The sequence below is a fragment of the Klebsiella sp. MISC125 genome (assembly GCF_051131775.1).
Classification (GTDB): Bacteria; Pseudomonadota; Gammaproteobacteria; order Enterobacterales; family Enterobacteriaceae; genus Klebsiella.
The window spans coordinates 374242-397211 of the sequence record NZ_CP180448.1 but is presented as its reverse complement, the minus strand read 5'-3'; the positions used below and the strand labels follow the sequence as shown (position 1 = coordinate 397211).

Sequence of the window (22970 nt, the reverse complement as noted above, 5' to 3'; positions counted from 1 at the left end):
TGTCCGGGCTACCGGCCCGCAGACGGCAGTGAACCCGTAGCCCGGGAAGCCGCAGCACCTATGCATCAGCTTCAGCGCATTTCCCGGAGGCGGCGCTTGACGCGCCTGTCCGGGCTACCGGCCCGCAAACAGTTGTGAATCCGTAGCCCGGGAAGCAGCTGCGCCACCGGGACGAAGCCGCGCCTACGCATCAGCCCCGGCGCTTCACTGGCCAGAAGATAGTCAGTACCCCGGCAACAATCAGCAGCACGCCCAATAACGATTGCCAGTGGAAAGGCTCATACCAGCCGGGGAGCCAGATGGCGGCGGCCCACACCAGAATGTAGCTCAGACTGAGCAGCGCGTAAGCCTTCGCCAGCGGTAATTGGTGCAGGGCGAAGTACCAGCATACCATCGACAGCAAATAGCCGAGCAGGCCAAACGCCAGGCCGAAGGTCCCCGCCCGCAGATGCAGCAGATGATTAAGAAAGGTGAATAAATCCGTCAGCGGCGGCAGTTCGACCATCGCGCTGCGCAGCAGCAGCTGTGCGGCGCTGACTAAACCCACGCTAAATAACGCCCAGATTAAGCCCATCAGATGCGGCTCCCCAGAATAACGATCCCGACGACGATCAGCCCTACGCCAACCCAGTGGCGGCGCGCCACCGGCTCGCGCCAGATCCCCCACGCAGCAAGGGTCACCCAGACAAAGTTCAGGCTCAGCATCGGATAGGCAATGCTGACCGGGATAGACTGCAGTACGCTAAGCCACAACAGCATGCTGCAGCCCAGGGAGAGCAATGCTAACCCCAACCAGCCAAGGATATGGTGCCCGCGCCGCCCGGATTTAGACGGGCGGGTCGCCTGTTTCTGGCACAGCTGTCCGGCGCAGCTCAGCAGGCTGGCGAAAATCAGACAGATCCAGACGCTCATTGCGGCAGGTACTGGATAAACACCACCCGGCCTAGCTCATAGGAGTTATCAGGTTTGGGTAGCGGTAAGTCGGCCATACTCTCTCCTTTGTCCATCAGCAGAACCAGTGAAATCGGCCCCTGCTGGCGGTGCGCAGCCAGCCAATCGGCAAATTGTTCTTTATCCACAAACTGGCTCTGGGCATCCGGCCAGGACAGGCCGTACTTCAGCTCGCCCTGCTTGTCGAACAATATAATATCGCTGCGCTTTAGCTCCCATGACAACCCGCCAGCAATACCGACGTTATTGGTCAAAACGTAGCGGCTCGGCGTCAGCGACTCGCTGACAATATCCACCAGGAACTGCGGCTGCTTGCTGTCGATAACCCGGTCCGGGATAGCAAAACCCACCAGCAGCGCCAGCCCCAGCGGGCAGATGGCGGCTAAGGTCCAGCGGCGGCCATTGTCCTTCATCGCCATCCAGCCCATCAGCGCCCAGCAACCAAAAATCAGCGCCGCCAACAGGCACTTATACAGCTCAATATGGTTCCACACCGGCTGATGCATAAAGCCCCAAGGCGAAACGACCAGCACGGCGACCAGGCCAATGAGACCGAAGCCTAAGTTGATCATGCCGTTAATTTTCAGCGCCTTCGCCCCGGCCTTCGCCGCATCCAGCGCGTAGCGCGCCATCAGAATCGACAACGGAGCGAAACACGGCAGGATATAGGTTGGTAGCTTACCTTTGGCAATGCTGAAGAACAGGAACGGCATCGCCACCCATCCCAGCAGATACAGCGCCCCGCGTGATTCATCGCGCTCAGTCCAACCGCGCTTGAGCGCTCCCGGCAGCAGCGCCAGCCACGGCAGGCTCCCGGCAATCAGGAACGGAATGTAGTACCAGAACGGCGCTTTATGCTGGGCATCTTTTTCAGCAAAACGCTGGATATGTTCCACCCAGAAGAAGTAGCGCCAGAAGTCCGGTTCACGTTTGGCGATGGCAAGCCCCCACGGCAGCACTACCAGCACGCAGACGCCCACCGCCAGCCAGCCGTAGGTCAGCACTTCGCGCCAGCGCTTACGCGCAATCACCCACGGCAATACCCCGACCACCGGCACCGCCAGCGCGAGGAAGCCTTTAGTCATCACCCCCATTCCGCAGGCCACACCCAGTAAGACATAACCAACGATTTTGCCGCTGTGGTTTTGGGCCTGTACCGCGCCCCAGAAGCTGCACATCGCCAGCGCCATCCACATGGTAATCATCGGGTCCAGCACCGCATAGGTGCCAATACTGTAGACCAGAAGCGCGGTCAGGAAGATAACCGGCGACAGGATCGCCAGGCGTTTATCGCGAAATATCTGCCACGCCAGCCAGGTCACCAGCAGGGCGGTGACGGTAATAGAGAACACGACCCCGAAGCGGACGCCAAAATTATTGTGACCGAATAGCCACTGGCCAATGCTGTTAATCCAGTATCCGGCGATGGGTTTTTCAAAATAGCGCAGGCCGAGGAAATGCGGCACCACCCAGTCGCCGGTCGCCAGCATCTCACGGCTGATTTCCGCATAGCGGGTTTCATCCGGCTGCCAAAGCAAGCGGAAGTTGAGCGGCAGTAAATAGTAGAGGGCAAAAAGAGCGACCAGAGCCGCGCCGTAGCGAATGCTTTTCATCAAACACCCGAATTGAGTAATTGTTCACGTCCAAGCCAGCCTTCCCGGCCAGCCAGCTCTCCACGAACCACTTTGCCTCGCGGCAGCACGCTAAAATCGGCGGGCAGCAGCTGGCTTAGCGGGCAAAACTGAATCTCTTCCTGAGCGGCCATGGTCAGCAGTTCATCAAACTGTTGAGCAAAGGCAATCCCCTCGACTTCAGCATGGATGGTATAGACCGGAGTACCCGTATCGCGATGGATACAATCCAGCAGATAGCGGTTGAAGCCCGCAATATCCACTGCGCTGCCGACCACTTCATCCCAGGTCGGTAACGTCACCGGGATTTGCACGGTTCCCGGCGCGCCGTTGCCCAGCACCGGTAAGAAGGGACCCGTCCCCCGACAATCGCTGTTGTAGAGGAAGTCGAAAGCCTCTTTGGCCTTGATGACCCGCTGATCGGCCCGCCAGCCCGCAACGGCGGAGCAGGCCACCGGACGACCGATAATCCGCTCCAGCTCCAGCAGCCCGCGTTCAACTTCCAGCGCCAGCCGCTCCTGTGGCCAGACGCCGCTCCACGCCTGCCAGCTATAGTGATCCCAGGCGTGCAGGCCCACTTCATGCTCCTGCGCGGCGGCGCGGATAACCTCTTCATTACCCGCACCAATTCTGCGCCCCGGCCAGGCGGTACCGGCCAGCAGGATATCCCAGCCGTACAGCGAAGCGGCCTTTGAACGCAGCATCTTCCACAGAAACTTCGGTTTTACCAGGCGCCATAAATGACGCCCCATGTTGTCCGGCCCGACGCTAAAAAAGAAGCTTGCCTGAATCCCGCGCTGCCCCAGCAGAGCCAGTAGCCGCGGGACCCCGTCCCGCGTCCCGCGAAAGGTATCGACATCTATGCGTAAGCCGACCTGTCTCATGATTTGTTGTCGTCCACCAGTTCAACCGTGCGCAGGAAGAAGTCCAGAGTGTGTTCCACCGTCTCTTCCATCTCTACCGTCGGCACCCAGTTCAGGCAGCGCTTCGCGTTGCGAATGCTCGGCTTACGGTGCTCAACGTCCTGGTAGCCTTTACCGTAGTAATCGCTACTTTCGACTTCGCGGAAACCGGCAAACGGCGGGAAGCGGTCGCGCAGCGGGTGGCGCTCAAAGCAGGCCAGCAGCATTTCCGCCAGCTCTTTGATACTCGCTTCGTTATCCGGGTTGCCAATGTTGATAATCTGCCCGTCACAGCGGCCATCTTTGTTCTCAATAATACGGAACAGCGCTTCGATACCGTCGCTGATATCGGTGAAGCAACGCTTCTGTTTACCCCCCTCAATCAACTTGATTGGCGAACCTTCGACCAGGTTAAGGATCAACTGAGTGATGGCACGGGAGCTACCGATACGCGCGGCGTTGAGGTTATCAAGACGCGGCCCCATCCAGTTGAACGGGCGGAACAGGGTAAACTTGAGGTTGTTCTTATCGCCATAGGCCCAGATCACGCGGTCCAGCAGCTGCTTAGAAACCGAGTAAATCCAGCGCTGTTTGTTGATCGGCCCGACCACCAGGTTCGAACTATCTTCATCGAAGTTATTGTCGGTGCACATACCGTACACTTCGGACGTCGACGGGAAGATAATGCGCTTATCGTATTTCACGCAGTCGCGGATGATCTTCAGGTTCTCTTCAAAATCCAATTCAAATACGCGCAGCGGATTGCGGGTGTACTCAATTGGGGTCGCAATCGCCACCAGCGGCAGCACGACGTCGCACTTCTTAATGTGGTACTCGATCCACTCGGAGTGAATGCTGATATCGCCTTCCACAAAGTGGAAACGCGGATTATCGAGGAAACGGCTGATGGCGTCAGAGCCAATATCCAGGCCGTAAATTTCGTAGTTGTCGTCCTGCAACAGGCGCTCGGTCAGGTGGTTGCCGATAAAGCCGTTCACCCCGAGGATCAGCACGCGGGTGCGGCGCTTAATCGCCACGACCGGCTTGCTGCTCAGCACCGCGCCAGCAACCAGGCCCAGCGCCTGCGCCAGTTGCGTACCCTGCATATAAACGCCGCGTTCGGTCTGCCCGGTGACGATTTCCAGCGCTCCCTCCTGACAGGCAACAACCAGCGGCGCAGTGGAAATCACCGTACCCGGTTTCGCGGCGTTCAGGTCCTGGCGCACGCGAGATTTCCAGACGATAAACTTGTTTGCCCCAGCGTAACCGAACGCGCCCGGCCACGGATCGGAGACCGCACGCACAAGGTTATGCAGCGTTTGGGCTGATTGCTCCCAGTCAAGACGGCCATCTTCCGGCGTGCGGCGACCCACGTAGGTCGCCTGGCTTTCATCTTGTGCACGCTCTTCGGTTTTGCCGTCGCGGATGGCCGGCAGCGCCTGGCCCAGCAGTTCGGATGCCGCAGCGCAAAGTTTATGATGCAGAACCAGCGCCGCGTCATCTGAGCCAATAGCCACGCTTTTCTGCGCCACGATATTCCCGGCATCAGCGCGGTTAACCATCCGGTGCAGCGTCACGCCGGTTTCGCTTTCACCATTCACCAGCACCCAGTTCAGCGGCGCACGGCCACGGTATTTCGGCAGAAGTGAACCGTGCAGGTTGAAAGCCCCCTGCGGCGCGAGATTCAGAATGTCATCGCACAGCAGGTTGCGGTAATAGAACGAGAACAGCACGTCCGGTTTTATCTCACGGATACGTTCGATCCACAGCGGATGGTTCACGTCTTCTGGCGCCCACACCGGAATGCCTTGCTCTGCGGCAATACGCGCCACGGAGCCAAAGAAATGGTTTTCGCCAGGGTTGTCCGGATGGGTAAAAATAGCGGCGATGTCATAACCGGCATCCAGCAGAGACTGAATACCTGCACAACCCATATCGTGATAAGCGAAGACTACAGCTTTCATGAACGATCTTCCTCTTGAGATGCCGTTTCCGGCTGGCGAACAACACGTTGAATAAAGTAGCGGGGACGAGCGCGGACATCGTTATAGATGCGGCCGATATACTCCCCAAGCAGGCCCATGCCGACGAACTGAGCACCGATAAACATAAACAGCACGGCGAACAGCATAAACACCCCTTCTGCCGCCCACTGTGGGCCAAACACCAGGCGCAACGCCACCAGCAGGATGGCGAAACCAAAGCCCAGCAGGGCGATAACGCTGCCGAACAGGCTCAGCAGGCGCAGCGGCGTGGTGGTCAGGCAGGTGACCAGGTCGTACATCAGGTTAATCAGGCGCATAAAGCTGTATTTGGAATCACCAAATTCACGCTCGGCGTGCATTACCGGGATTTCAACCGCTCGACGGGCGAAGGTATTCGCCAGGATCGGGATAAACGTACTGCGCTCATGGCAGTTGAGCATCGCGTCGATAATGTGGCGGCGATAGGCGCGCAGCATGCAGCCATAATCGCCCATCGCTTTACCGGTAGTGCGCTGGATAAGACGGTTGATCATCTTCGAGGCGCTTTTACGGAAAAAGGTATCCTGGCGGTTCTGGCGAACGGTACCGACCACGTCGTAGCCCTCGTCGGCTTTCTCTACAAGTCGGGGGATCTCTTCCGGCGGGTTTTGCAGGTCGGCATCGAGGGTAATAATCAGGTCGCCGGTGACGTGGCTGAAGCCCGCCATAATTGCCGAATGCTGGCCGTAGTTGCGGTTCAACAACACCGCCACCACGTGGCTGCCTTCGGCCTCGGCGGCTTCGGTTAACATCCGCGCCGAGTCATCGCTGCTGCCATCGTCGACCAGCAGAATTTCATATTGGCGTCCGAGCGTCGCGCAGGCGGTATCGGTGCGGCGGATAAGCTCCGGTAGGCTCTCCTGTTCGTTATAAACCGGGATAACCACCGAGACCTTTTTCACGGGAGGATAGCTAAACATATCAACGTCCTGACAGCTGGTGCAGTGCGGCAATGACCCGAGTGACATCGTCATCGGTCATATCTGGAAATAGCGGGATGGAACAAATGCGCGCGCTGTTCCATTCCGTATGCGGTAATGAAACTTCAGGGAAACGCTCGCGGTAATACTTTTGCGTATGCGCCGCGCGGAAGTGCAGGCCGGTGCCGATGCCCATGGCTTTCAGTTTTTCCATCAGAGCATCGCGGCTGATACCGCAGGTGGCCTCGTCGACGCGGATAATAAACAGGTGCCAGGCGTGCTGATGTTCCCAATCGGGTACCGCCAACGGCTTGAATGGGGTATCCGCCAGTTCGCTCAAGTAACGTTGGGCAATTTTGGCGCGCCGCAGATTGGCGTGGGCCAGTTTATCCAGCTGCACCAGGGCCAGCGCGGCGTTGATATCCGCCAGATTGTATTTAAAGCCCGGCGATATCACTTCCGCCTGCGGAGCGCGGCCCAGAGTCTGGCGGTCGTAGGCATCAACGCCGAGACCGTGGAACTTCAGGCTGCGAATGCGCGTCGCCAGCTCATCATCGTCGGTCACCACCAACCCGCCTTCGGCGCAGGTCATATTTTTGATCGCATGGAACGAGAAGATGGCGGTACCGCGCCAGCCGACATGGCGGCCTTTGTAGTGCGTTCCCGCCGCGTGTGCAGCGTCTTCAATCACCGCAATTCCGTGCCGCTCGCCAATAGCGCGAATAGCGTCGATATCCACCGGCGCGCCCGCATAGTGCACGGGAACGATCGCTTTAGTACGCGGAGTGATCGCCGCTTCCACCGCTTCAGGGGTAACCATCAGATTATCGGGATCGACATCGATCATCACCGGGGTCGCGCCAAGCAGGCAGATCATGTTCAGTGTGGAGACCCAGGTTTGGGAAGGGGTGATCACTTCATCGCCCGCACCGATTCCCATCGCCATGAGCGTGACGTGCATCCCGCCGGTCGCCGAACTGACCGCGATAGCGTGGCGGTTGCCAGTTAACGTACAGAACGCCTCTTCCAGCGCCTGATTTTTCGGCCCGGTGGTGATCCAGCCCGATTGCAAAACTTCACGCAGCGCAGCCAGCTCTGCGTCGCCCATCGACGGGCGCGAAAACGGCAAAAAATCGCTCATCATTTTCCTGTTCTGTAAATGACCCGACGAGGAACGGGGTCGATAAGAAATATCCTGCACCTGCTGACTTAAACAAAATGAAAATGAAAGCGAAATCAGTTTGATGGCGCATTTCATTACAGGATATTTAGATGCTATTAAATTTAGACAGGTTTGCTTAGGATAATATTAAGAAATTAATATTAATTAGATATGCATTACGATTTTGTTAAAAATCATTGAGATAGAGTATTTTTTCGGGACTTAATGAGGTTTGGCGCTCCTGCCAGAGGGGGGGGACAGCAGGAACGCACTAGCGAAAAGTAAACGAACATTAAACCATGTTCCAATAAACTACCTTTAAACATGGTCTACGAAATATAAAAAAACCAGTAGAATCACAAAATTATTTCATAAATATTACAGATTAGCAGGAAAGTTTTCCGATAATTCATTAGCCGGGCACTTAATCACTTCGTCGTTATCCGCACCGCAATCACGAACAAACGTAATAGTGGCAAACTCATCAATCACTTCTGTCGGATAGGCTGGACCAGATTCACGGTAAGAGACCATCAGCGGGATATGATCGTTCTGGAAGCAGACGGTTTTTTCCGGATTGTTGATCACCCAGCGCGGGAAAAAGATGGTGCCGTGGAACAGTTTATCGCCAAGGTTAACAATCAGGCTCACGTCGGTACCGGTCGGCTCGGTCCAGGAAATTTTATAGATGCTTTCACCCACGCGAACGATGTAAGCCTGCTGATCTTTCACCCAACGATTGGCCACGATCCCGCTATGGATCCGGTAATCCAGGGTGGTGGCGTTTTTAACGTAAATCTCGTAGTTCCAACCGTTATCGTAGGTATAAACCAGATGTTTGCCGATAAAACCGCTCAGGTCATGTTTGTCGAAAGTGCTCATAATCTGTTCTCCTCTATTTGTTGAGAACAAGCATACTGCTTTAAAAAATGGATAAATAACGCTATGTTTGGATTAAATACATCCACTTTTTAGATTAGTCATGCACAAGACCACCCTCGAGCAATGGGCGCTACTGGAAAAAGTTGTTGAGCTGGGTAGCTTTGCGAAGGCGGCGGAAGAGACCCACCGCAGCCAGTCTTCGGTGAGCTACAACCTTGCGCTGTTGCAGGAGCGGCTGGGGGTTACGCTGCTCACGCCTTCTGGCCGCCGCGCGGTACTCACCCCGGCGGGCAAGCTGCTGCTCGGCCAGGTCAAGCCGCTGTTGCAGGCCTTTTCTTATGTTGAAACCCATGCCGCCACCCTTCGAGACGGCGCACGAACCCGGCTGGATCTGCTGGTCGATAGCATTTTCCCGCGCGAGCGGCTGTTTGCCATTCTGCGCCAGTTTCAACAACGCTATCCGCAAACCCAGGTCAGGCTAACCGAAGTACTGGAAAATGTTGAGGAGGAACACCCGGCGCGCAGCGAAGCCGACGTGATGGTGCTCACCCGCCGTCAGGATATTACCGGGCGCGGCGAGTGGCTGATGAATATCGATTTTGTCGCCGTCGCCCATCGCGATCACCCGCTTTCGGCATTCGAGGGGCCGCTGGATGATAATGCGCTGGCACCCTGGCCGCTGGTGCGCATCGCTGACCGCAGCAACGACCCGCAATCTGTCCGCGACGCGTGGACGTTCTCTACTATTGATGCCGCCATTGATGCGGTGTTATATCAGGTTGGTTTCGGCTGGCTGCCGGAAGAGCGCATTCGTTCACAGCTCAAACAGGGGGTGCTGAAAGCGCTGCCGCTGGGCCACGGCGCACGGCGGGCAACGCCGCTGCACCTGATCGTTAAACGGGATTTAACGCCGATTGATGAGCAGGTCGCCACGCTGCTCGATCTGTTCAGAACATAAAGCGCCCGGTGGCGGCTGACGCCTTACCGGGCCTACGGGTTCACAGCCGTCTGCGGGCCGGTAGCCCGGACAGGCGCGTCAAGCGCCGCCTCCGGGAGATGTACCGAACCTGATACACCGGCGCTGCTTCGTCCCGGTGGCGCTGCGCTGACCGGGCTACGGGTTCACAGCCGTCTGCAGGCCGGTAGCCCGGACAGGCGCGTCAAGCGCCGCCTCCGGGGGATGTGCCGAACCTGATACACCGGCGCTGCTTCATCCCGGTGGCGCTGCGCTGACCGGGCCTACGGGTTCACAACCGTCTGCGGGCCGGTAGCCCGGACAGGCGCGTCAAGCGCCGCCTCCGGGGGATGTGCCGAACCTGATACACCGGCGCTGCTTCGTCCCGGTGGCGCTGCGCTGACCGGGCTACGGGTTCACAGCCGTCTGCGGGCCGGTAGCCCGGACAGGCGCGTCAAGCGCCGCCTCCGGGAGATGTGCCGGAGCTGCGGCAGGCTTGTTCTCCATTTCATACCGTCAAAATATATATACTGTTTTCTTATACTTTCAGGCCAAATATTGATCCAGCTTACGCTGAAAGTATGATGAATCCTTAAAATCGTCATACTTTCCTGTCGCTGAGACTAAAGCCTTGTCTATCATCCGCTCCGCCCTGCTGGCGCTAATCGCCTGCGCACCTTTGCTGGCCAATGCCGCCCCCAACGAAATCACCACCGCCTGGCCGGTTAACGTCGGCCCGCTCAACCCGCACCTCTATACGCCCAACCAGATGTTCGCCCAGAGCATGGTGTATGAACCGCTGGTGAAGTATCAGGCAGACGGTTCGGTTACCCCGTGGCTGGCAAAAAGCTGGACACATTCGGTGGACGGTAAAATCTGGACCTTCGCCCTGCGCGACGATGTGCAATTCTCGAACGGCGAAGCCTTTGACGCCGTTGCTGCGGCAGAGAACTTTCGCGCGGTACTTGATAACCGTCAACGCCATGCCTGGCTGGAGTTGGTCAATCAGATAGTCGACGTCAAGGCGCTCAGCAAAAACGAGCTGCAAATTACCCTGAAAAGCGCTTATTACCCATTTCTGCAGGAGCTGGCGCTGCCGCGCCCTTTCCGCTTTATCGCCCCGTCGCAGTTTAAAGATAACGAGACCCTGCACGGCATTAAAGCGCCGATCGGCACCGGCCCGTGGATGCTAAAAGAGTCAAAGCTCAATCAGTACGATGTGCTGGTACGTAACGACCGCTACTGGGGCGAAAAACCGCAGATTCAAAAGATTACCGTCAAGGTGATCCCGGACCCGACCACCCGCGCGGTGGCGTTTGAGACCGGTGATATTGACCTGTTGTACGGCAACGAAGGGCTGCTGCCGCTGGATACCTTCGCGCGCTTTAGCCACAACCCGGCGTATCGAACCCAGCTTTCGCAGCCGATTGAAACGGTGATGCTGGCGCTCAACTCCGCAAAGGCACCGACTAACGAGCTGGCAGTACGCGAAGCGCTGAACTACGCGGTAAATAAAAAATCGCTTGTCGATAACGCCCTATACGGCACCCAGCAGGTAGCCGATACGCTGTTTTCTCCCACCGTCCCTTACGCGAATATTGGCTTGAAACCACGCCAGTACGACCCGCAGCAGGCAAAAGCATTGCTGGAAAACGCAGGCTGGGCGCTGCCCGCAGGCAAAGCGATCCGTGAGAAAAACGGTCAGCCGCTGCGCATTGAGTTATCGTTTATTGGCACCGACGCGCTAAGCAAGTCGATGGCCGAAATTATCCAGGCCGATATGCACCAGATTGGCGTCGACGTGGCGCTGGTCGGCGAGGAAGAGAGCAGTATTTATGCCCGCCAGCGCGACGGTCGCTTCGGCATGATTTTCAACCGTACCTGGGGCGCGCCGTACGACCCCCACGCCTTTATGAGTTCGATGCGCGTCCCGTCTCATGCTGATTTTCAGGCACAGCAGGGTTTAGCCGATAAACCGATCATTGATAAAGAGATTGGCGAAGTGCTGGAAACCAGCGACGAAACCCAGCGTCAGGCATTGTATCGCGACATTCTGACCCATCTGCATGACGACGCGGTCTACCTGCCCATCAGCTATGCCTCAATGATGGTGGTCGCCAGACCGGAGCTGGGCGCGATTCCCTACGCGCCGATTGCGTCTGAAATTCCGTTTGAACAGATTAAACCGGTGAAACCCTGATGCTGCGTTACGCGTTGCGGCGCATGGCGCTGCTAATTCCGATGATTTTTGCCGCCTCGGTGATTATCTTCCTGATGCTGCGCCTGGGGACCGGCGACCCGGCGCTCGACTATTTGCGCCTGTCGAACCTGCCGCCGACGCCGGAGATGGTCGCTTCCACGCGGGTGATGCTGGGTCTGGATCAGCCGCTTATCGTGCAGTACGGCTCCTGGCTGTGGAAGGCGCTGCACCTGGATTTTGGCATCTCGTTCGCGACTCAGCGTCCGGTACTGGATGATATGCTGACCTTCCTTCCTGCCACGCTGGAGCTGGCGGGCGCGGCGCTGATACTGATCCTACTCACCTCCGTACCGCTCGGCATCTGGGCGGCGCGTCATCGTGACCGTCTGCCGGATTTTGTTGTGCGGGTTATCGCTTTCCTCGGCGTCTCAATGCCCAACTTCTGGCTCGCCTTTCTGCTGGTGATGCTCTTCTCGGTATATCTGCAATGGTTGCCCGCGCTGGGCTACGGCGGCTGGCAGCATCTCGTTCTGCCAGCGGTGTCGATTGCCTTTATGTCGCTGGCGATTAACGCCCGTTTGCTACGTGCCAGCATGCTGGAGGTCGCCGGGCAGCGTCACGTGACCTGGGCGCGGCTACGCGGTCTCAACAACAAGCAAATCGAGCGCCGCCATATTCTACGTAACGCCTCGCTGCCGATGATCACCGCCGTCGGCATGCATATCGGCGAGCTGATTGGTGGCACCATGATCATCGAGAATATCTTTGCCTGGCCCGGCGTTGGGCGCTATGCCGTGTCGGCGATATTTAACCGCGACTACCCGGTCATTCAGTGTTTTACGCTGATGATGGTCACCGTTTTTGTGGTCTGTAACCTGATTGTTGACCTGCTGAACGCCGCGCTGGATCCGCGCATTCGCCGCCATGAAGGAGCGCACTCGTGAACTTTTTCCTCTCATCGCGCTGGCCCGTCCGCCTCTCTTTAATCATGATTGCCCTGCTGGCGGTGATTGCGCTCACCAGCCAGTGGTGGTTACCGTACGATCCGCAGGCTATTGATTTACCGTCACGTTTGCTTGCTCCCGATAATCAGCACTGGCTGGGCACCGACCATCTGGGACGCGATATTTTCTCACGCCTGCTGGCGGCAACCCGCGTGTCGCTTGGTTCGGTGATGGCCTGTTTGCTGTTAGTTCTGGCGCTGGGATTGATCGTCGGCGGCAGCGCGGGGCTGATTGGCGGCCGTGTCGATCAGGTCACCATGCGCATCGCGGATATGTTTATGACTTTCCCGACCTCGATCCTTTCTTTTTTTATGGTCGGCGTGCTGGGCACCGGAATAACCAACGTGATTATCGCCATCGCCCTGTCGCACTGGGCGTGGTACGCGCGGATGGTGCGCAGCCTGACGATCTCCCTGCGCCAGCGCGAATTTGTGCTCGCCTCCCGACTGTCCGGCGCGGGCCATGTTCGGGTGTTTGTCGACCACTTGGCTGGTGCGGTGATCCCCTCGCTGCTGGTGCTGGCGACCCTGGATATCGGTCATATGATGCTGCACGTCGCCGGGATGTCGTTCCTCGGACTCGGCGTGACCGCGCCCACCGCAGAATGGGGAGTGATGATTAACGACGCCCGCCAGTACATCTGGACCCAGCCGCTGCAAATGTTCTGGCCGGGGCTGGCGCTGTTTATCAGCGTGATGGCCTTTAATATGGTGGGTGACGCGCTGCGCGATCATCTCGACCCCCATCTGGAAACGGAGCATGCCCACTGATGCCGCAACAGATTGAACTGCAAAACATTACGTTACTGGCTGAACAACCACTGGTACACGGCGTTTCTTTGGTGCTCAAACGCGGACGCGTGCTGGCGCTGGTCGGCGGCAGCGGCAGCGGAAAATCCCTCACCTGCGCGGCGGCGCTGGATATTCTCCCTTCCGGCGTGCGGCAAACGGCAGGAGTTATCCTCACGGATGGCAAACCGGTCGCCTCCAGCGAACTGCGTGGTGTGAAAATCGCCACCATTATGCAAAACCCGCGCAGCGCCTTTAATCCGCTGCATACTATGGCGGCTCACGCGCGGGAAACCTGCCGGGCATTAGGCAAACCATCAGATGACGCTACGCTTATCAGTGCGTTAGAGGCCGTGGGACTGGAGCAGGCAGAACGCGTGCTGAAGCTTTATCCCTTTGAGATGAGCGGCGGCATGCTCCAACGGATGATGATTGCGATGGCGCTGCTGTGCGATGCGCCGTTTATTATCGCCGATGAACCAACCACCGATCTGGACGTCGTCGCCCAGGCGCGCATTCTCGATCTGCTGGAGAGCATAATGCGCAGCCGTGCACCCGGAATGCTGCTGGTCACTCACGATATGGGCGTCGTCGCGCGGCTGGCGGACGACGTAGCGGTGATGGATAACGGCAAGATCGTGGAACAGGGGGATGTCGAAACCATCTTCAACGCGCCACAGCACCCCATCACCCGCAATCTGGTTGCCGCACATCTCGCCCTGTATGGGCTGGAGCTGGCCTTATGACATTACTTAGCGTCTCTACGCTCTCGCACCAATACGCAAATTTACCGGTGCTAAAAGAGGTTTCTTTAGCGCTGAAAAACGGCGAAACCGTCGCCCTGCTTGGGCGTAGCGGCTGCGGAAAAAGCACGCTGGCGCGCCTGCTGGTTGGGCTGGAATCACCCACCGAGGGCAGCGTCAGTTGGCGCGGCGAGCCGCTCGCCCACCTCAATCGCAGCAAACAAAAAGCATTTCGCCGGGATATTCAGATGGTGTTTCAGGATTCCATCAGCGCGGTGAATCCGCGTAAAACGGTGCGTGAGATTTTGCGTGAACCGATGCGCCACCTGCTGTCATTAACGAAACAGGAACAACTGGCCCGGGCAAGAGAAATGCTCAACGCAGTCGACCTGGACGATAGCGTGCTCGACAAGCGACCACCGCAGCTGAGCGGCGGGCAGCTCCAGCGCGTCTGCCTGGCGCGGGCGTTAGCGGTAGAACCTAAGCTGCTTATTCTGGATGAAGCGGTGTCGAATCTCGATCTGGTACTCCAGGCGGGCATCATTTGTCTGCTCAAAAAACTACAACAGCAGTTCGGCACCGCCTGTCTGTTTATCACTCACGATTTACGTCTGGTGGAACGCTTTTGCCAGCGGGTGATGGTGATGGACGAGGGGCAAATCGTCGAGACTCAGATCGTGGGCGACAGATTAATCTTTTCCTCCAACGCCGGCCGCGTGTTACAAAGTGCGGTACTTCCCGCCTTTCCCGTACGCCGTAATAAGGTCTAACAGATGCAACGTGTCACTATCACCCTTGATGACGATTTACTCGAAACGCTGGATAGCCTGAGCCAGCGCCGTGGCTACAACAACCGTTCCGAAGCGATCCGCGATATTCTGCGCGGCGCGCTGGCTCAGGAAACCACCCAGGAGCACGGCACTCAGGGCTTCGCGGTGCTCTCGTATGTTTATGAACACGAGAAGCGAGATTTAGCCAGCCGTTTAGTCTCCACCCAGCATCAACACCACGATCTCTCCGTCGCCACCCTGCACGTACACATCAACCACGACGACTGCCTGGAGATTGCCGTGCTGAAAGGCGATATGGGCGATGTTCAGCATTTTGCCGATGATGTCATCGCCCAGCGCGGCGTGCGCCACGGCCATTTGCAGTGTTTGCCGACGGAGGACGACCTCTCCCACTCATAAAGCGTGGGACTCACTAACCCGGCGCGAACGCGAGCACAGGGTAATACCGCAGATAATCGCCAGCGCGCTGATCAGGTGGTACGTATAGAGCGGCGCGTGCAGAAAGAGAATGCTGAACAGGCCGCCGCTGAGCGGAATGAGGTGCGAGAACACCTCCCCACGCGTGGCGCCAATCGCCGCAATGCCTTTATTCCACAAAAGGTAAGAGAGCCAGGAAGGGAAAATCACCAGATAAGCCAGTCCGAGAAGGAAATTCAGCGACAGGTAAGGTGCTAAATCCAGATCAACCGCCTGTAGCGTATTCGCCATCAAAACCGGCAGCAGCATAATCGCCCCCACCGAGGCGCTGACGGCGACAAAGCCATTACCGACCACCTCTTTCGGCTTCAGGCGCAAAAAAGCGCAGTAGGCCGCCCAGCTCATCGCCGAGCCCATAGTCCAGAGATCGCCCCGATTCAGGTTGCGCAAAGTTGACCAGTCCGTGACGTTTCCCTGCAAAATAAGCCAGATAACACCGCAGGAACTTAATATTACGCCCGCGACATTTCCCGTCGAAATACGCTCGTGGAATATAAAGCGATTAATCAGTAGCACCATCGCCGGGGTCGTCGATAAATAAATTGCCGCATTCAATGATGAGGTATATTGCAGACCGACATAGAGCGTCAGGGGAAATAAAACCTGGCCGCACAGTGCCAGAAAGAAAACAATCCCTTTCGCCTGTTTTATCGCTGGCCACTGCTGTTTAACCTGGCGAAAGTAGAGCATCATCAACAGGATAGCAGTAGCCCACCAGCGCAGCGCTGATAGCACAATAGGGTCAACCTGCGATACCAGCAGGTGACCAATCACATAATTACCGCCCCAGAAGCAGGCCGCCAGCGCGAGCAGAAGATAAGGCATACAAACTCCTTGATTTACCTTAAACCTATGCCATTCAGGGTACTGCTCACGAATAAGCCAGTGCTAATATAAAGTTTTCATTCAGGCGTATAGTTTGAAACTATGAAGTTCACCCTAAGACAGCTGGAATTCTACGTCGCGCTGGCCGAGACGCTACAAATCTCAAAAGCCGCCGGGCGTTGCCATATCTCTCAGTCATCGATGACGGTCGCGATGCGTAATCTGGAAACGATTATGAACACGCAGCTCTTTGTTCGCCATCCGAAGGGTATTGAGCTGACCGTCGACGGGGAACGCTTTCTGAGCCATGCGCGCAAAATCCTCTCTGATAGCGAAGCCGCGATTAACGACCTGCACAATCAGCCGGAAATGACCACCGGCAGCGTGCGGGTAGGCATCGCTGAAACGCTCTCGGCCTATCTGCTACCCGGCATTTATAGCGAACTGGAGCGCCGTTTCCCGCTGCTGGAGATCCATTTTCAGGAAGGTTCATCTCAGGCGCTGATAACAGCCTTACATCAGCAGGAGGTCGACTTTTGCCTGGTGTTGACGTCAAACATTCGCCACGATGATGATCTGACGATTGATACTTTCCTGCGCTCCCTGCGTCGTCTGTGGGCGCCAATCGGTCACCCTTTACTCAGCCAGCCGGAACTGCGGCTGGCTGATATCGCAAAGGTCCCGTTTTTGCTGCTTGAGACCGATGATTACCCCACCGTGATCCTTGACGTCTGGCGGCAGCGCGGCGGGCAGCCGGATATTCGCTACCGTACCAACTCCTTCGAGGCTATCCGCACTTTTGTTTCACAGGGTAAGGGCGTCACGATCCTTTCGGACCTCGTTTGGCGTCCCTGGTCGCTTGAGGGGCTGCGCGTGATGCGACGCACGGTCGACGATTGTATGACGTGGATGGACGTCGGAGTGGCGAGCCTGCGGCAAACGGCACTACGGCCCGAAGCCCGCCGCGTAGTGGATTTCCTGCGTCAGGCGATACATCGCTTTGACGGTCAGCCATGATCCGCTAAAAAGCAGTCGGGCTTTCTCAACAATTAATAAACCATATGAATTATACGCTTGGTGAATTATCCACCTTCGCTAATAATTACGCCTCATTTAACGATCTCGTTATGGCGAGGCTCCTGCATAAATATAAGTTACCGCCCTGCTGGTATCGAGAGAGACCACTCAGGGAAATACAGGCTTCCATCGAATCAAGGTGTTGCCAAGGTAACTTCTGACGGCGTTCATGCCGGACAGATACGTTGTGCAGTGCTAAAACCAGGACGTAGGGATCTGCCTGTGCTCATCCTGTCTTGTTCGCCCCTATGAGTGATTTTTTATAGGGAATTACACCATGTCTTCAATTCAACTGTGCGCCGCACATCAGGCTATCTCTGCTTTTGACGGCGACGCGATCGCCCAGTACATGCGTACCGATTTCATTACTCTGCCGGAGCATCTCAGCGTTCATGAAGCGCGAGAGCTATTCGTTTCTCAGCTTGCCGGCGATGAGATCCCAGGCCAGGTGTTTGTTGTCGCCGGAAAAAAACTGCGCGGTAGCTTGTCGATTAAAAAGCTGCTCCAGGAGAGCGATACCGCTCAATCCATTCGTTATTTAATGGATAGCTGTCTGTTTCGTGTCAGGCCTGACGACGAGCGCCCGCAGGTGGTCGCCGAACTGGCCGAGCGTGGTCTCGACCTGGTACCGGTAGTCGAAAAGGGCGAGCTGGTTGGCTGCCTGATGGAAAAAGAGATTGCCCATCTGCTGGAAGATGATGTGACTGAAGATGCCCAGCGTCAGGGAGCAACGCTGCCGCTGGAAAAGCCGTATCTGGAAACCAGCCCATGGGCGCTCTGGAAAAAGCGTTCGGTTTGGCTACTGCTGCTGTTCGTCGCCGAAGCCTACACCAGCAGCGTATTGCAGCATTTTGAAGAAGCGCTGGAGTCAGCGATTGCACTGGCCTTTTTCATTCCGCTACTGATTGGTACTGGTGGCAACAGCGGGACGCAGATCACCTCCACCCTGGTGCGCTCTATGGCGCTTGGGGAAGTGCGGCTGCGGGATATGGGGCGCGTAATCCGTAAAGAGGTCTCCACCTCGTTGCTGATAGCTATCACTCTCGGTCTGGCGGGCTGCCTGCGCGCGTGGATGATGGGCATCGGCATGGAAATCACGCTAATTGTCAGCCTGACGCTGGTGTGCATTACCCTGTGGAGCGCGGTGGTGTCATCGGTGATCCCGCTGACGCTCAAGCGCCTCGGCATCGATCCAGCGGTGGTTTCAGCACCGTTTATCGCCACCCTTATCGACGGCACCGGATTGATTATCTACTTCAAAATCGCCCAGTATTTTCTTGGGCTGAATTGATTATTTCGCCCGGTAGTGAAAGCTGCCGGGCTCATCCCTTACTATTCAACCAGCGCCTGTGCGCACGCCCAGGCTGACGCCCAGGCCCACTGGAAGTTATATCCTCCCAGCCAGCCGGTCACATCCATCACTTCGCCGATAAAATAGAGCCCTGGTACCTTGCGGGCTTCCATGGTGCGTGAGGAGAGTTCGTTGGTATCCACGCCGCCGAGGGTCACCTCCGCCGTACGATAGCCTTCGGTACCGTTCGGCTGAACGCGCCACCCGGTCAGCGTCTCAACCAGGGTCTGCTGATCGCGAACATTAAGCTGTTTCAGGGTGACGTCCGGAAGCTGCCCTAATTGCTGCAAGCACTCAACCAGCCGCTTCGGCAACTGCATCGCCAGCGTATTTTTCAGGCTCTGATTGGGATGCGCCACACGTTGCTCGTCGAGGAACTCATCAAGATGGCAATCCGGCAGCAGATTGATACTGACGAATTCTCCCGGCTGCCAGTAGCTGGAAATTTGCAGCACCGCCGGGCCGGACAGTCCACGGTGGGTAAAGAGCAGATTTTCGCGAAAGACCGTACCGTTTTCGGCGGTAATGGTTGACGGTACCGAAACCCCGGACAGTACCTGTAACTGTTCAAGTAGCGGCTTATGCAGGGTGAACGGTACCAGTCCGGCGCGAGTCGGCAGCACCTTCAGGCCAAACTGCTCGGCAAGTTTATAGCCAAACGGCGAAGCGCCCAGGCCGGGCATAGACAGGCCACCCGAAGCAACCACCAGCTTTTTCGCCGCCACCGTGTCGCCGTTAAGCTGCAGCATGTAACCTTCGTCATCACGTTCGACGCTGAGAATTTCCGTACGCAGACGAATTTGCACGCCGCCCTTTTCACACTCGGCCAGCAGCAGGTTAACGATTTGCTCGGCTGAATCATCGCAAAAAAGCTGACCCAGCGTCTTCTCATGCCAGGCGATGTTGTGTTTGCTAACCAGGTCGATAAAGTCCCACTGGCTGTAGCGCGCCAGCGCAGATTTGCAAAAATGCGGGTTTTGGCTGAGATATGCCGCGGGTTCAATATACATGTTAGTAAAGTTGCAGCGCCCGCCGCCGGACATCAGTATCTTGCGGCCAGGCTTTTTGCCATTATCGAGCAAAAGCACGCGGCAGCCCGCCTGCCCTGCCTGCGCTGCACAAAACATTCCCGCCGCTCCGGCGCCAATTACGATGGCATCAAACCTTTCCACACAACATTCCTCATATCCCGATTGTCGGGAATTGTAAATTTTTCACTCTGGTCGCACCAGCAGGAAAAAAACTGCACTTATGTACATCGTTGAAAGATATAGGAATACTCCCAACAAGGTAAAACTTAAACAGGAAGAAAATCAAAAAAAGTCTATATTTCACTTTGCCCGCGCCGCGAAAGTCACTGATAATGCGCCGCGTTCATGTCCTCAAAATGGCGTAACGTCCTATGCTACATTTATTTGCCGGTCTGGATTTACATACCGGGCTATTATTATTGCTTGCTCTTGCTTTCGTGCTGTTTTACGAAGCGATCAATGGTTTTCATGATACCGCAAACGCTGTTGCAACTGTGATTTACACACGCGCAATGCGGTCGCAGCTTGCTGTGGCGATGGCGGCCCTTTTTAACTTCTTCGGCGTTCTGTTGGGCGGTCTTAGCGTTGCCTATGCCATCGTGCATATGTTACCGACCGACCTGCTGCTTAACATGGGTTCAGCACATGGCCTCGCCATGGTCTTCTCCATGCTGCTGGCGGCGATAATCTGGAACCTCGGAACCTGGTATTTCGGCCTTCCGGCCTCCAGCTCACACACGCTGATCGGCGCTATCATCGGTATTGGTTTAACCAATGCGCTGATGACCGGCACCTCGGTCGTGGACGCGCTGAATATCCCGAAAGTCATGGGTATTTTCGGCTCGCTCATCATCTCGCCAATCGTTGGCCTGGTGGTTGCGGGTGGTTTAATTTTCATCCTGCGTCGTTACTGGAGCAATACCAAAAAACGCGCTCGTATCCACCTGACACCTGCTGAACGTGAAAAGAAAGACGGTAAGAAAAAACCGCCATTCTGGACGCGTATTGCGCTGATTCTGTCAGCAATTGGCGTGGCTTTCTCGCACGGTGCGAACGATGGACAGAAAGGCATTGGTCTGGTGATGCTGGTTCTGATCGGCGTCGCTCCGGCAGGCTTCGTGGTCAACATGAACGCTTCCGGCTACGAAATCACCCGTACCCGCGATGCGGTCAACAATGTGGAAACCTTCTTCCAGCAGCGCCCTGAGCTGTTGAAGAAAGTGACTGGCGCAGAGCAGCTTATCCCGTCTCCGGACGCCGGTGCGGCAGCAAACGGCGAATTCCACTGCCACCCGGCTAACACCATCAACGCGCTTGACCGCATGAAGACGATGCTGACCGGCACTGAAAGCTACGACACGCTCTCCGTTGAACAGCGTAGCCAGCTGCGTCGCGTGATGCTCTGCATCTCCGACACCACTGATAAAGTGGCGAAACTGCCTGAAGTGAATGCCGAAGATAAGCGTCTGCTGAAGAAACTGAAAACCGATATGTTGAGCACCATCGAGTACGCGCCAATCTGGATTATCATGGCGGTTGCTCTGGCGTTGGGTATCGGTACGATGATCGGCTGGCGTCGCGTGGCGACCACTATCGGCGAGAAAATTGGTAAGAAAGGAATGACCTACGCACAAGGTATGTCAGCCCAGATGACCGCAGCCGTATCGATTGGTCTGGCGAGCTACACCGGTATGCCGGTTTCCACCACTCACGTGCTCTCCTCCTCCGTTGCGGGGACCATGCTCGTTGATGGCGGCGGCCTGCAGAAGAAAACCGTCACCAGTATCCTGATGGCCTGGGTACTCACCCTGCCCGCAGCGATTCTGTTGTCAGGCGCGCTGTACTGGCTCTCGCTGAAGATTATCTAAGCGGATAGCACGCGCAAAAAATATTAACGGGTCAGGAAACTGGCCCGTTTTTTTTGGTTTTAGCCGGACTAATGCCAGATAAGCAGAGCAATCATACTCACAACGACCAGGCCGCATAGCGCGCTAGTGAGTATAAACTGCCGCCGAACCCGCTCGCAGCGACGGATAAACTCATCATCGTGATGATCGTGATAGCGCTGGGCATAAATATACCAAACCAGACGCATCTGCTTGCTGGGCTGCCCATGCGATGTGAAAAAACCACCGCCGTCGACATATTGATAGAGCAAAGGGTCACAACCACGTAGCACAACCAGTAATGCACGCAGTGACGAAAAATAGCGTGCCATATTCACCACACAAACGATACACAGGGCCCAAAACAGCGCAATCGTGCTGATCATACCTCCTCCCCGGCGACCCGCCCTCGGAGAATCTCTCCGGGACTACCGCTCCCCAATATCAAATTGACTGTACAGTAAAAGAGTGCGATTCCGATCACGTTTATTTATTCGATCGGCTCATTAAATAGTGTAGGAGATCCGTTAATTTTTTTACCACAACGTTAACCGTTATCAATGCATAAATCGGATATATTTGTTTAACTATTTGCTGAACAAGGTAGATTGACGAAGCGCGAGGGGCGCTATAAGGTAGAAATATCTTCTACAATTAAGTCCTTAAGGACTAACCCCCGCGCATGTGGTACGCAGGACGCGGGCGAAGCGGCAGCGCTGGCTGTCAGGTCCAACGGTCATCGACAACTTATGGAAGGAGTAACACCATGGCTTACAAACACATTCTCATTGCAGTAGACCTGTCCCCGGAAAGCAAAGTACTGGTAGAAAAAGCCGTTTCTATGGCCCGTCCCTACAATGCAAAAGTTTCCCTGATCCACGTGGATGTGAATTACTCCGATCTCTACACCGGGCTTATTGATGTCAATCTGGGCGACATGCAGAAACGCATTTCCGAAGAGACACACCACGCGTTAAGCGAACTGTCCACCAACGCAGGTTACCCGATTACTGAGACTCTGAGCGGCAGCGGCGACCTCGGCCAGGTGCTGGTTGATGCGATTAAAAAATATGATATGGACCTGGTGGTTTGCGGTCATCATCAGGACTTCTGGAGCAAGCTGATGTCCTCCGCTCGCCAGCTGATCAATACCGTTCACGTCGATATGCTGATTGTTCCGCTACGCGACGAAGAAGACGAATAACCGTTTTCCCTGCTGACCGACGCCCGCATACGCGGGCGTTTTTGTTTCTTCCTGCCGCACTCCACTCGCCAACCCACCAAAAGAATATAAATCCAAAAAATTAGCACAATGTTAGATTGATCAACCAATCCAACCGTTTTATACCCATATAATAATCCATCAATTT

The 22970-nt window shown here is 56.2% G+C and carries 22 protein-coding genes and 1 riboswitch; of the genes, 11 read left to right on the top strand and 11 right to left on the bottom strand.

Annotated elements, in window-relative coordinates:
• Nucleotides 1-190: 190 nt before the first annotated feature.
• The 8 genes from arnF to ACMYSL_RS01770 form a co-directional block, all read right to left on the bottom strand.
• On the bottom strand, nucleotides 191-574 hold the full coding sequence (gene arnF, locus ACMYSL_RS01805) for a 4-amino-4-deoxy-L-arabinose-phosphoundecaprenol flippase subunit ArnF (protein WP_181484578.1): 384 nt from the start codon (nucleotides 572-574) through the stop codon (nucleotides 191-193).
• On the bottom strand, nucleotides 574-912 hold the full coding sequence (arnE, locus tag ACMYSL_RS01800; protein WP_142981788.1) for a 4-amino-4-deoxy-L-arabinose-phosphoundecaprenol flippase subunit ArnE: 339 nt from the start codon (nucleotides 910-912) through the stop codon (nucleotides 574-576). Before arnE ends, arnF begins: the two co-directional genes overlap by 1 nt.
• The gene (gene arnT / locus ACMYSL_RS01795) at nucleotides 909-2564 is read right to left on the bottom strand and encodes a lipid IV(A) 4-amino-4-deoxy-L-arabinosyltransferase (protein WP_434661236.1); all 1656 of its coding nucleotides are present in this window, start codon (nucleotides 2562-2564) and stop codon (nucleotides 909-911) included. The genes arnE and arnT overlap by 4 nt, the downstream gene beginning before the upstream one ends.
• Nucleotides 2564-3466, bottom strand: coding sequence for a 4-deoxy-4-formamido-L-arabinose-phosphoundecaprenol deformylase (arnD, locus tag ACMYSL_RS01790; protein WP_182235192.1), 903 nt, complete (start codon nucleotides 3464-3466; stop codon nucleotides 2564-2566). The genes arnT and arnD overlap by 1 nt, the downstream gene beginning before the upstream one ends.
• Nucleotides 3463-5448, bottom strand: coding sequence for a bifunctional UDP-4-amino-4-deoxy-L-arabinose formyltransferase/UDP-glucuronic acid oxidase ArnA (gene arnA, locus ACMYSL_RS01785; protein WP_434661235.1), 1986 nt, complete (start codon nucleotides 5446-5448; stop codon nucleotides 3463-3465). Before arnA ends, arnD begins: the two co-directional genes overlap by 4 nt.
• The gene (gene arnC, locus ACMYSL_RS01780) at nucleotides 5445-6428 is read right to left on the bottom strand and encodes an undecaprenyl-phosphate 4-deoxy-4-formamido-L-arabinose transferase (protein WP_182235194.1); all 984 of its coding nucleotides are present in this window, start codon (nucleotides 6426-6428) and stop codon (nucleotides 5445-5447) included. The genes arnA and arnC overlap by 4 nt, the downstream gene beginning before the upstream one ends.
• Before the next feature lies 1 nt (nucleotide 6429).
• Entirely contained in the window at nucleotides 6430-7569 is a 1140-nt protein-coding gene (gene arnB, locus ACMYSL_RS01775; RefSeq protein ID WP_434663919.1) for a UDP-4-amino-4-deoxy-L-arabinose aminotransferase, read from the bottom strand.
• A 399-nt stretch (nucleotides 7570-7968) separates the two neighbouring features.
• On the bottom strand, nucleotides 7969-8475 hold the full coding sequence (locus ACMYSL_RS01770) for a phenolic acid decarboxylase (RefSeq protein WP_434663917.1): 507 nt from the start codon (nucleotides 8473-8475) through the stop codon (nucleotides 7969-7971).
• 97 nt (nucleotides 8476-8572) lie between these two features.
• On the opposite strand from ACMYSL_RS01770, the gene ACMYSL_RS01765 reads away from it, so the two are divergent.
• The 7 genes from ACMYSL_RS01765 (at nucleotide 8573) to nikR (ending at nucleotide 15352) form a co-directional block, all read left to right on the top strand.
• Nucleotides 8573-9430, top strand: coding sequence for a LysR family transcriptional regulator (locus ACMYSL_RS01765; protein WP_181484572.1), 858 nt, complete (start codon nucleotides 8573-8575; stop codon nucleotides 9428-9430).
• Nucleotides 9431-10058: 628 nt separating this feature from the next.
• On the top strand, nucleotides 10059-11627 hold the full coding sequence (nikA, locus tag ACMYSL_RS01760) for a nickel ABC transporter substrate-binding protein (RefSeq protein ID WP_434661234.1): 1569 nt from the start codon (nucleotides 10059-10061) through the stop codon (nucleotides 11625-11627).
• The gene (nikB, locus tag ACMYSL_RS01755; protein WP_182235196.1) at nucleotides 11627-12571 is read left to right on the top strand and encodes a nickel ABC transporter permease subunit NikB; all 945 of its coding nucleotides are present in this window, start codon (nucleotides 11627-11629) and stop codon (nucleotides 12569-12571) included. Before nikA ends, nikB begins: the two co-directional genes overlap by 1 nt.
• On the top strand, nucleotides 12568-13401 hold the full coding sequence (gene nikC, locus ACMYSL_RS01750) for a nickel ABC transporter permease subunit NikC (protein ID WP_434661233.1): 834 nt from the start codon (nucleotides 12568-12570) through the stop codon (nucleotides 13399-13401). The genes nikB and nikC overlap by 4 nt, the downstream gene beginning before the upstream one ends.
• Complete coding sequence (gene nikD, locus ACMYSL_RS01745) at nucleotides 13401-14165, top strand: nickel import ATP-binding protein NikD (protein WP_434661231.1); 765 nt, start codon at nucleotides 13401-13403, stop codon at nucleotides 14163-14165. The genes nikC and nikD overlap by 1 nt, the downstream gene beginning before the upstream one ends.
• The gene (nikE, locus tag ACMYSL_RS01740) at nucleotides 14162-14932 is read left to right on the top strand and encodes a nickel import ATP-binding protein NikE (RefSeq protein WP_434661230.1); all 771 of its coding nucleotides are present in this window, start codon (nucleotides 14162-14164) and stop codon (nucleotides 14930-14932) included. Before nikD ends, nikE begins: the two co-directional genes overlap by 4 nt.
• 3 nt (nucleotides 14933-14935) lie before the next feature.
• A complete protein-coding gene (nikR, locus tag ACMYSL_RS01735; RefSeq protein ID WP_142670538.1) occupies nucleotides 14936-15352 on the top strand; it encodes a nickel-responsive transcriptional regulator NikR in 417 nt (138 codons plus the stop codon).
• Here the strand turns inward: nikR and ACMYSL_RS01730 are convergent.
• Nucleotides 15347-16255, bottom strand: coding sequence for a DMT family transporter (locus tag ACMYSL_RS01730; protein ID WP_434661228.1), 909 nt, complete (start codon nucleotides 16253-16255; stop codon nucleotides 15347-15349). The two genes, nikR and ACMYSL_RS01730, sit on opposite strands and share 6 nt — an antisense overlap.
• A gap of 102 nt (nucleotides 16256-16357) precedes the next feature.
• Here ACMYSL_RS01730 and ACMYSL_RS01725 point away from each other — a divergent pair, with 102 nt between their 5' ends.
• Entirely contained in the window at nucleotides 16358-17272 is a 915-nt protein-coding gene (locus ACMYSL_RS01725; protein WP_434661227.1) for a LysR family transcriptional regulator, read from the top strand.
• Between the two features lie 97 nt (nucleotides 17273-17369).
• Nucleotides 17370-17553, top strand: a riboswitch (M-box (ykoK) riboswitch).
• Between the two features lie 56 nt (nucleotides 17554-17609).
• Complete coding sequence (locus tag ACMYSL_RS01720) at nucleotides 17610-18623, top strand: magnesium transporter (RefSeq protein WP_182235202.1); 1014 nt, start codon at nucleotides 17610-17612, stop codon at nucleotides 18621-18623.
• Nucleotides 18624-18664: 41 nt separating this feature from the next.
• On the opposite strand, the gene ACMYSL_RS01715 is transcribed toward ACMYSL_RS01720, so the two are convergent.
• Entirely contained in the window at nucleotides 18665-19855 is a 1191-nt protein-coding gene (locus tag ACMYSL_RS01715) for an NAD(P)/FAD-dependent oxidoreductase (protein WP_434661226.1), read from the bottom strand.
• 230 nt (nucleotides 19856-20085) lie between these two features.
• On the opposite strand from ACMYSL_RS01715, the gene pitA reads away from it, so the two are divergent.
• A complete protein-coding gene (pitA, locus tag ACMYSL_RS01710) occupies nucleotides 20086-21582 on the top strand; it encodes an inorganic phosphate transporter PitA (protein WP_304253995.1) in 1497 nt (498 codons plus the stop codon).
• A 68-nt stretch (nucleotides 21583-21650) separates the two neighbouring features.
• Here the strand turns inward: pitA and uspB are convergent, their stop codons facing one another.
• Nucleotides 21651-21986 carry a universal stress protein UspB gene (uspB, locus tag ACMYSL_RS01705; protein ID WP_110274851.1) on the bottom strand — a complete coding sequence of 112 codons (336 nt, stop codon included), beginning with the start codon at nucleotides 21984-21986 and terminating at the stop codon, nucleotides 21651-21653.
• 380 nt (nucleotides 21987-22366) lie between these two features.
• Here uspB and uspA point away from each other — a divergent pair, with 380 nt between their 5' ends.
• Nucleotides 22367-22804 (top strand): universal stress protein UspA, encoded by a 438-nt coding sequence (gene uspA, locus ACMYSL_RS01700; RefSeq protein WP_004126268.1) that lies wholly within the window; start codon nucleotides 22367-22369, stop codon nucleotides 22802-22804.
• Nucleotides 22805-22970: the final 166 nt, after the last annotated feature.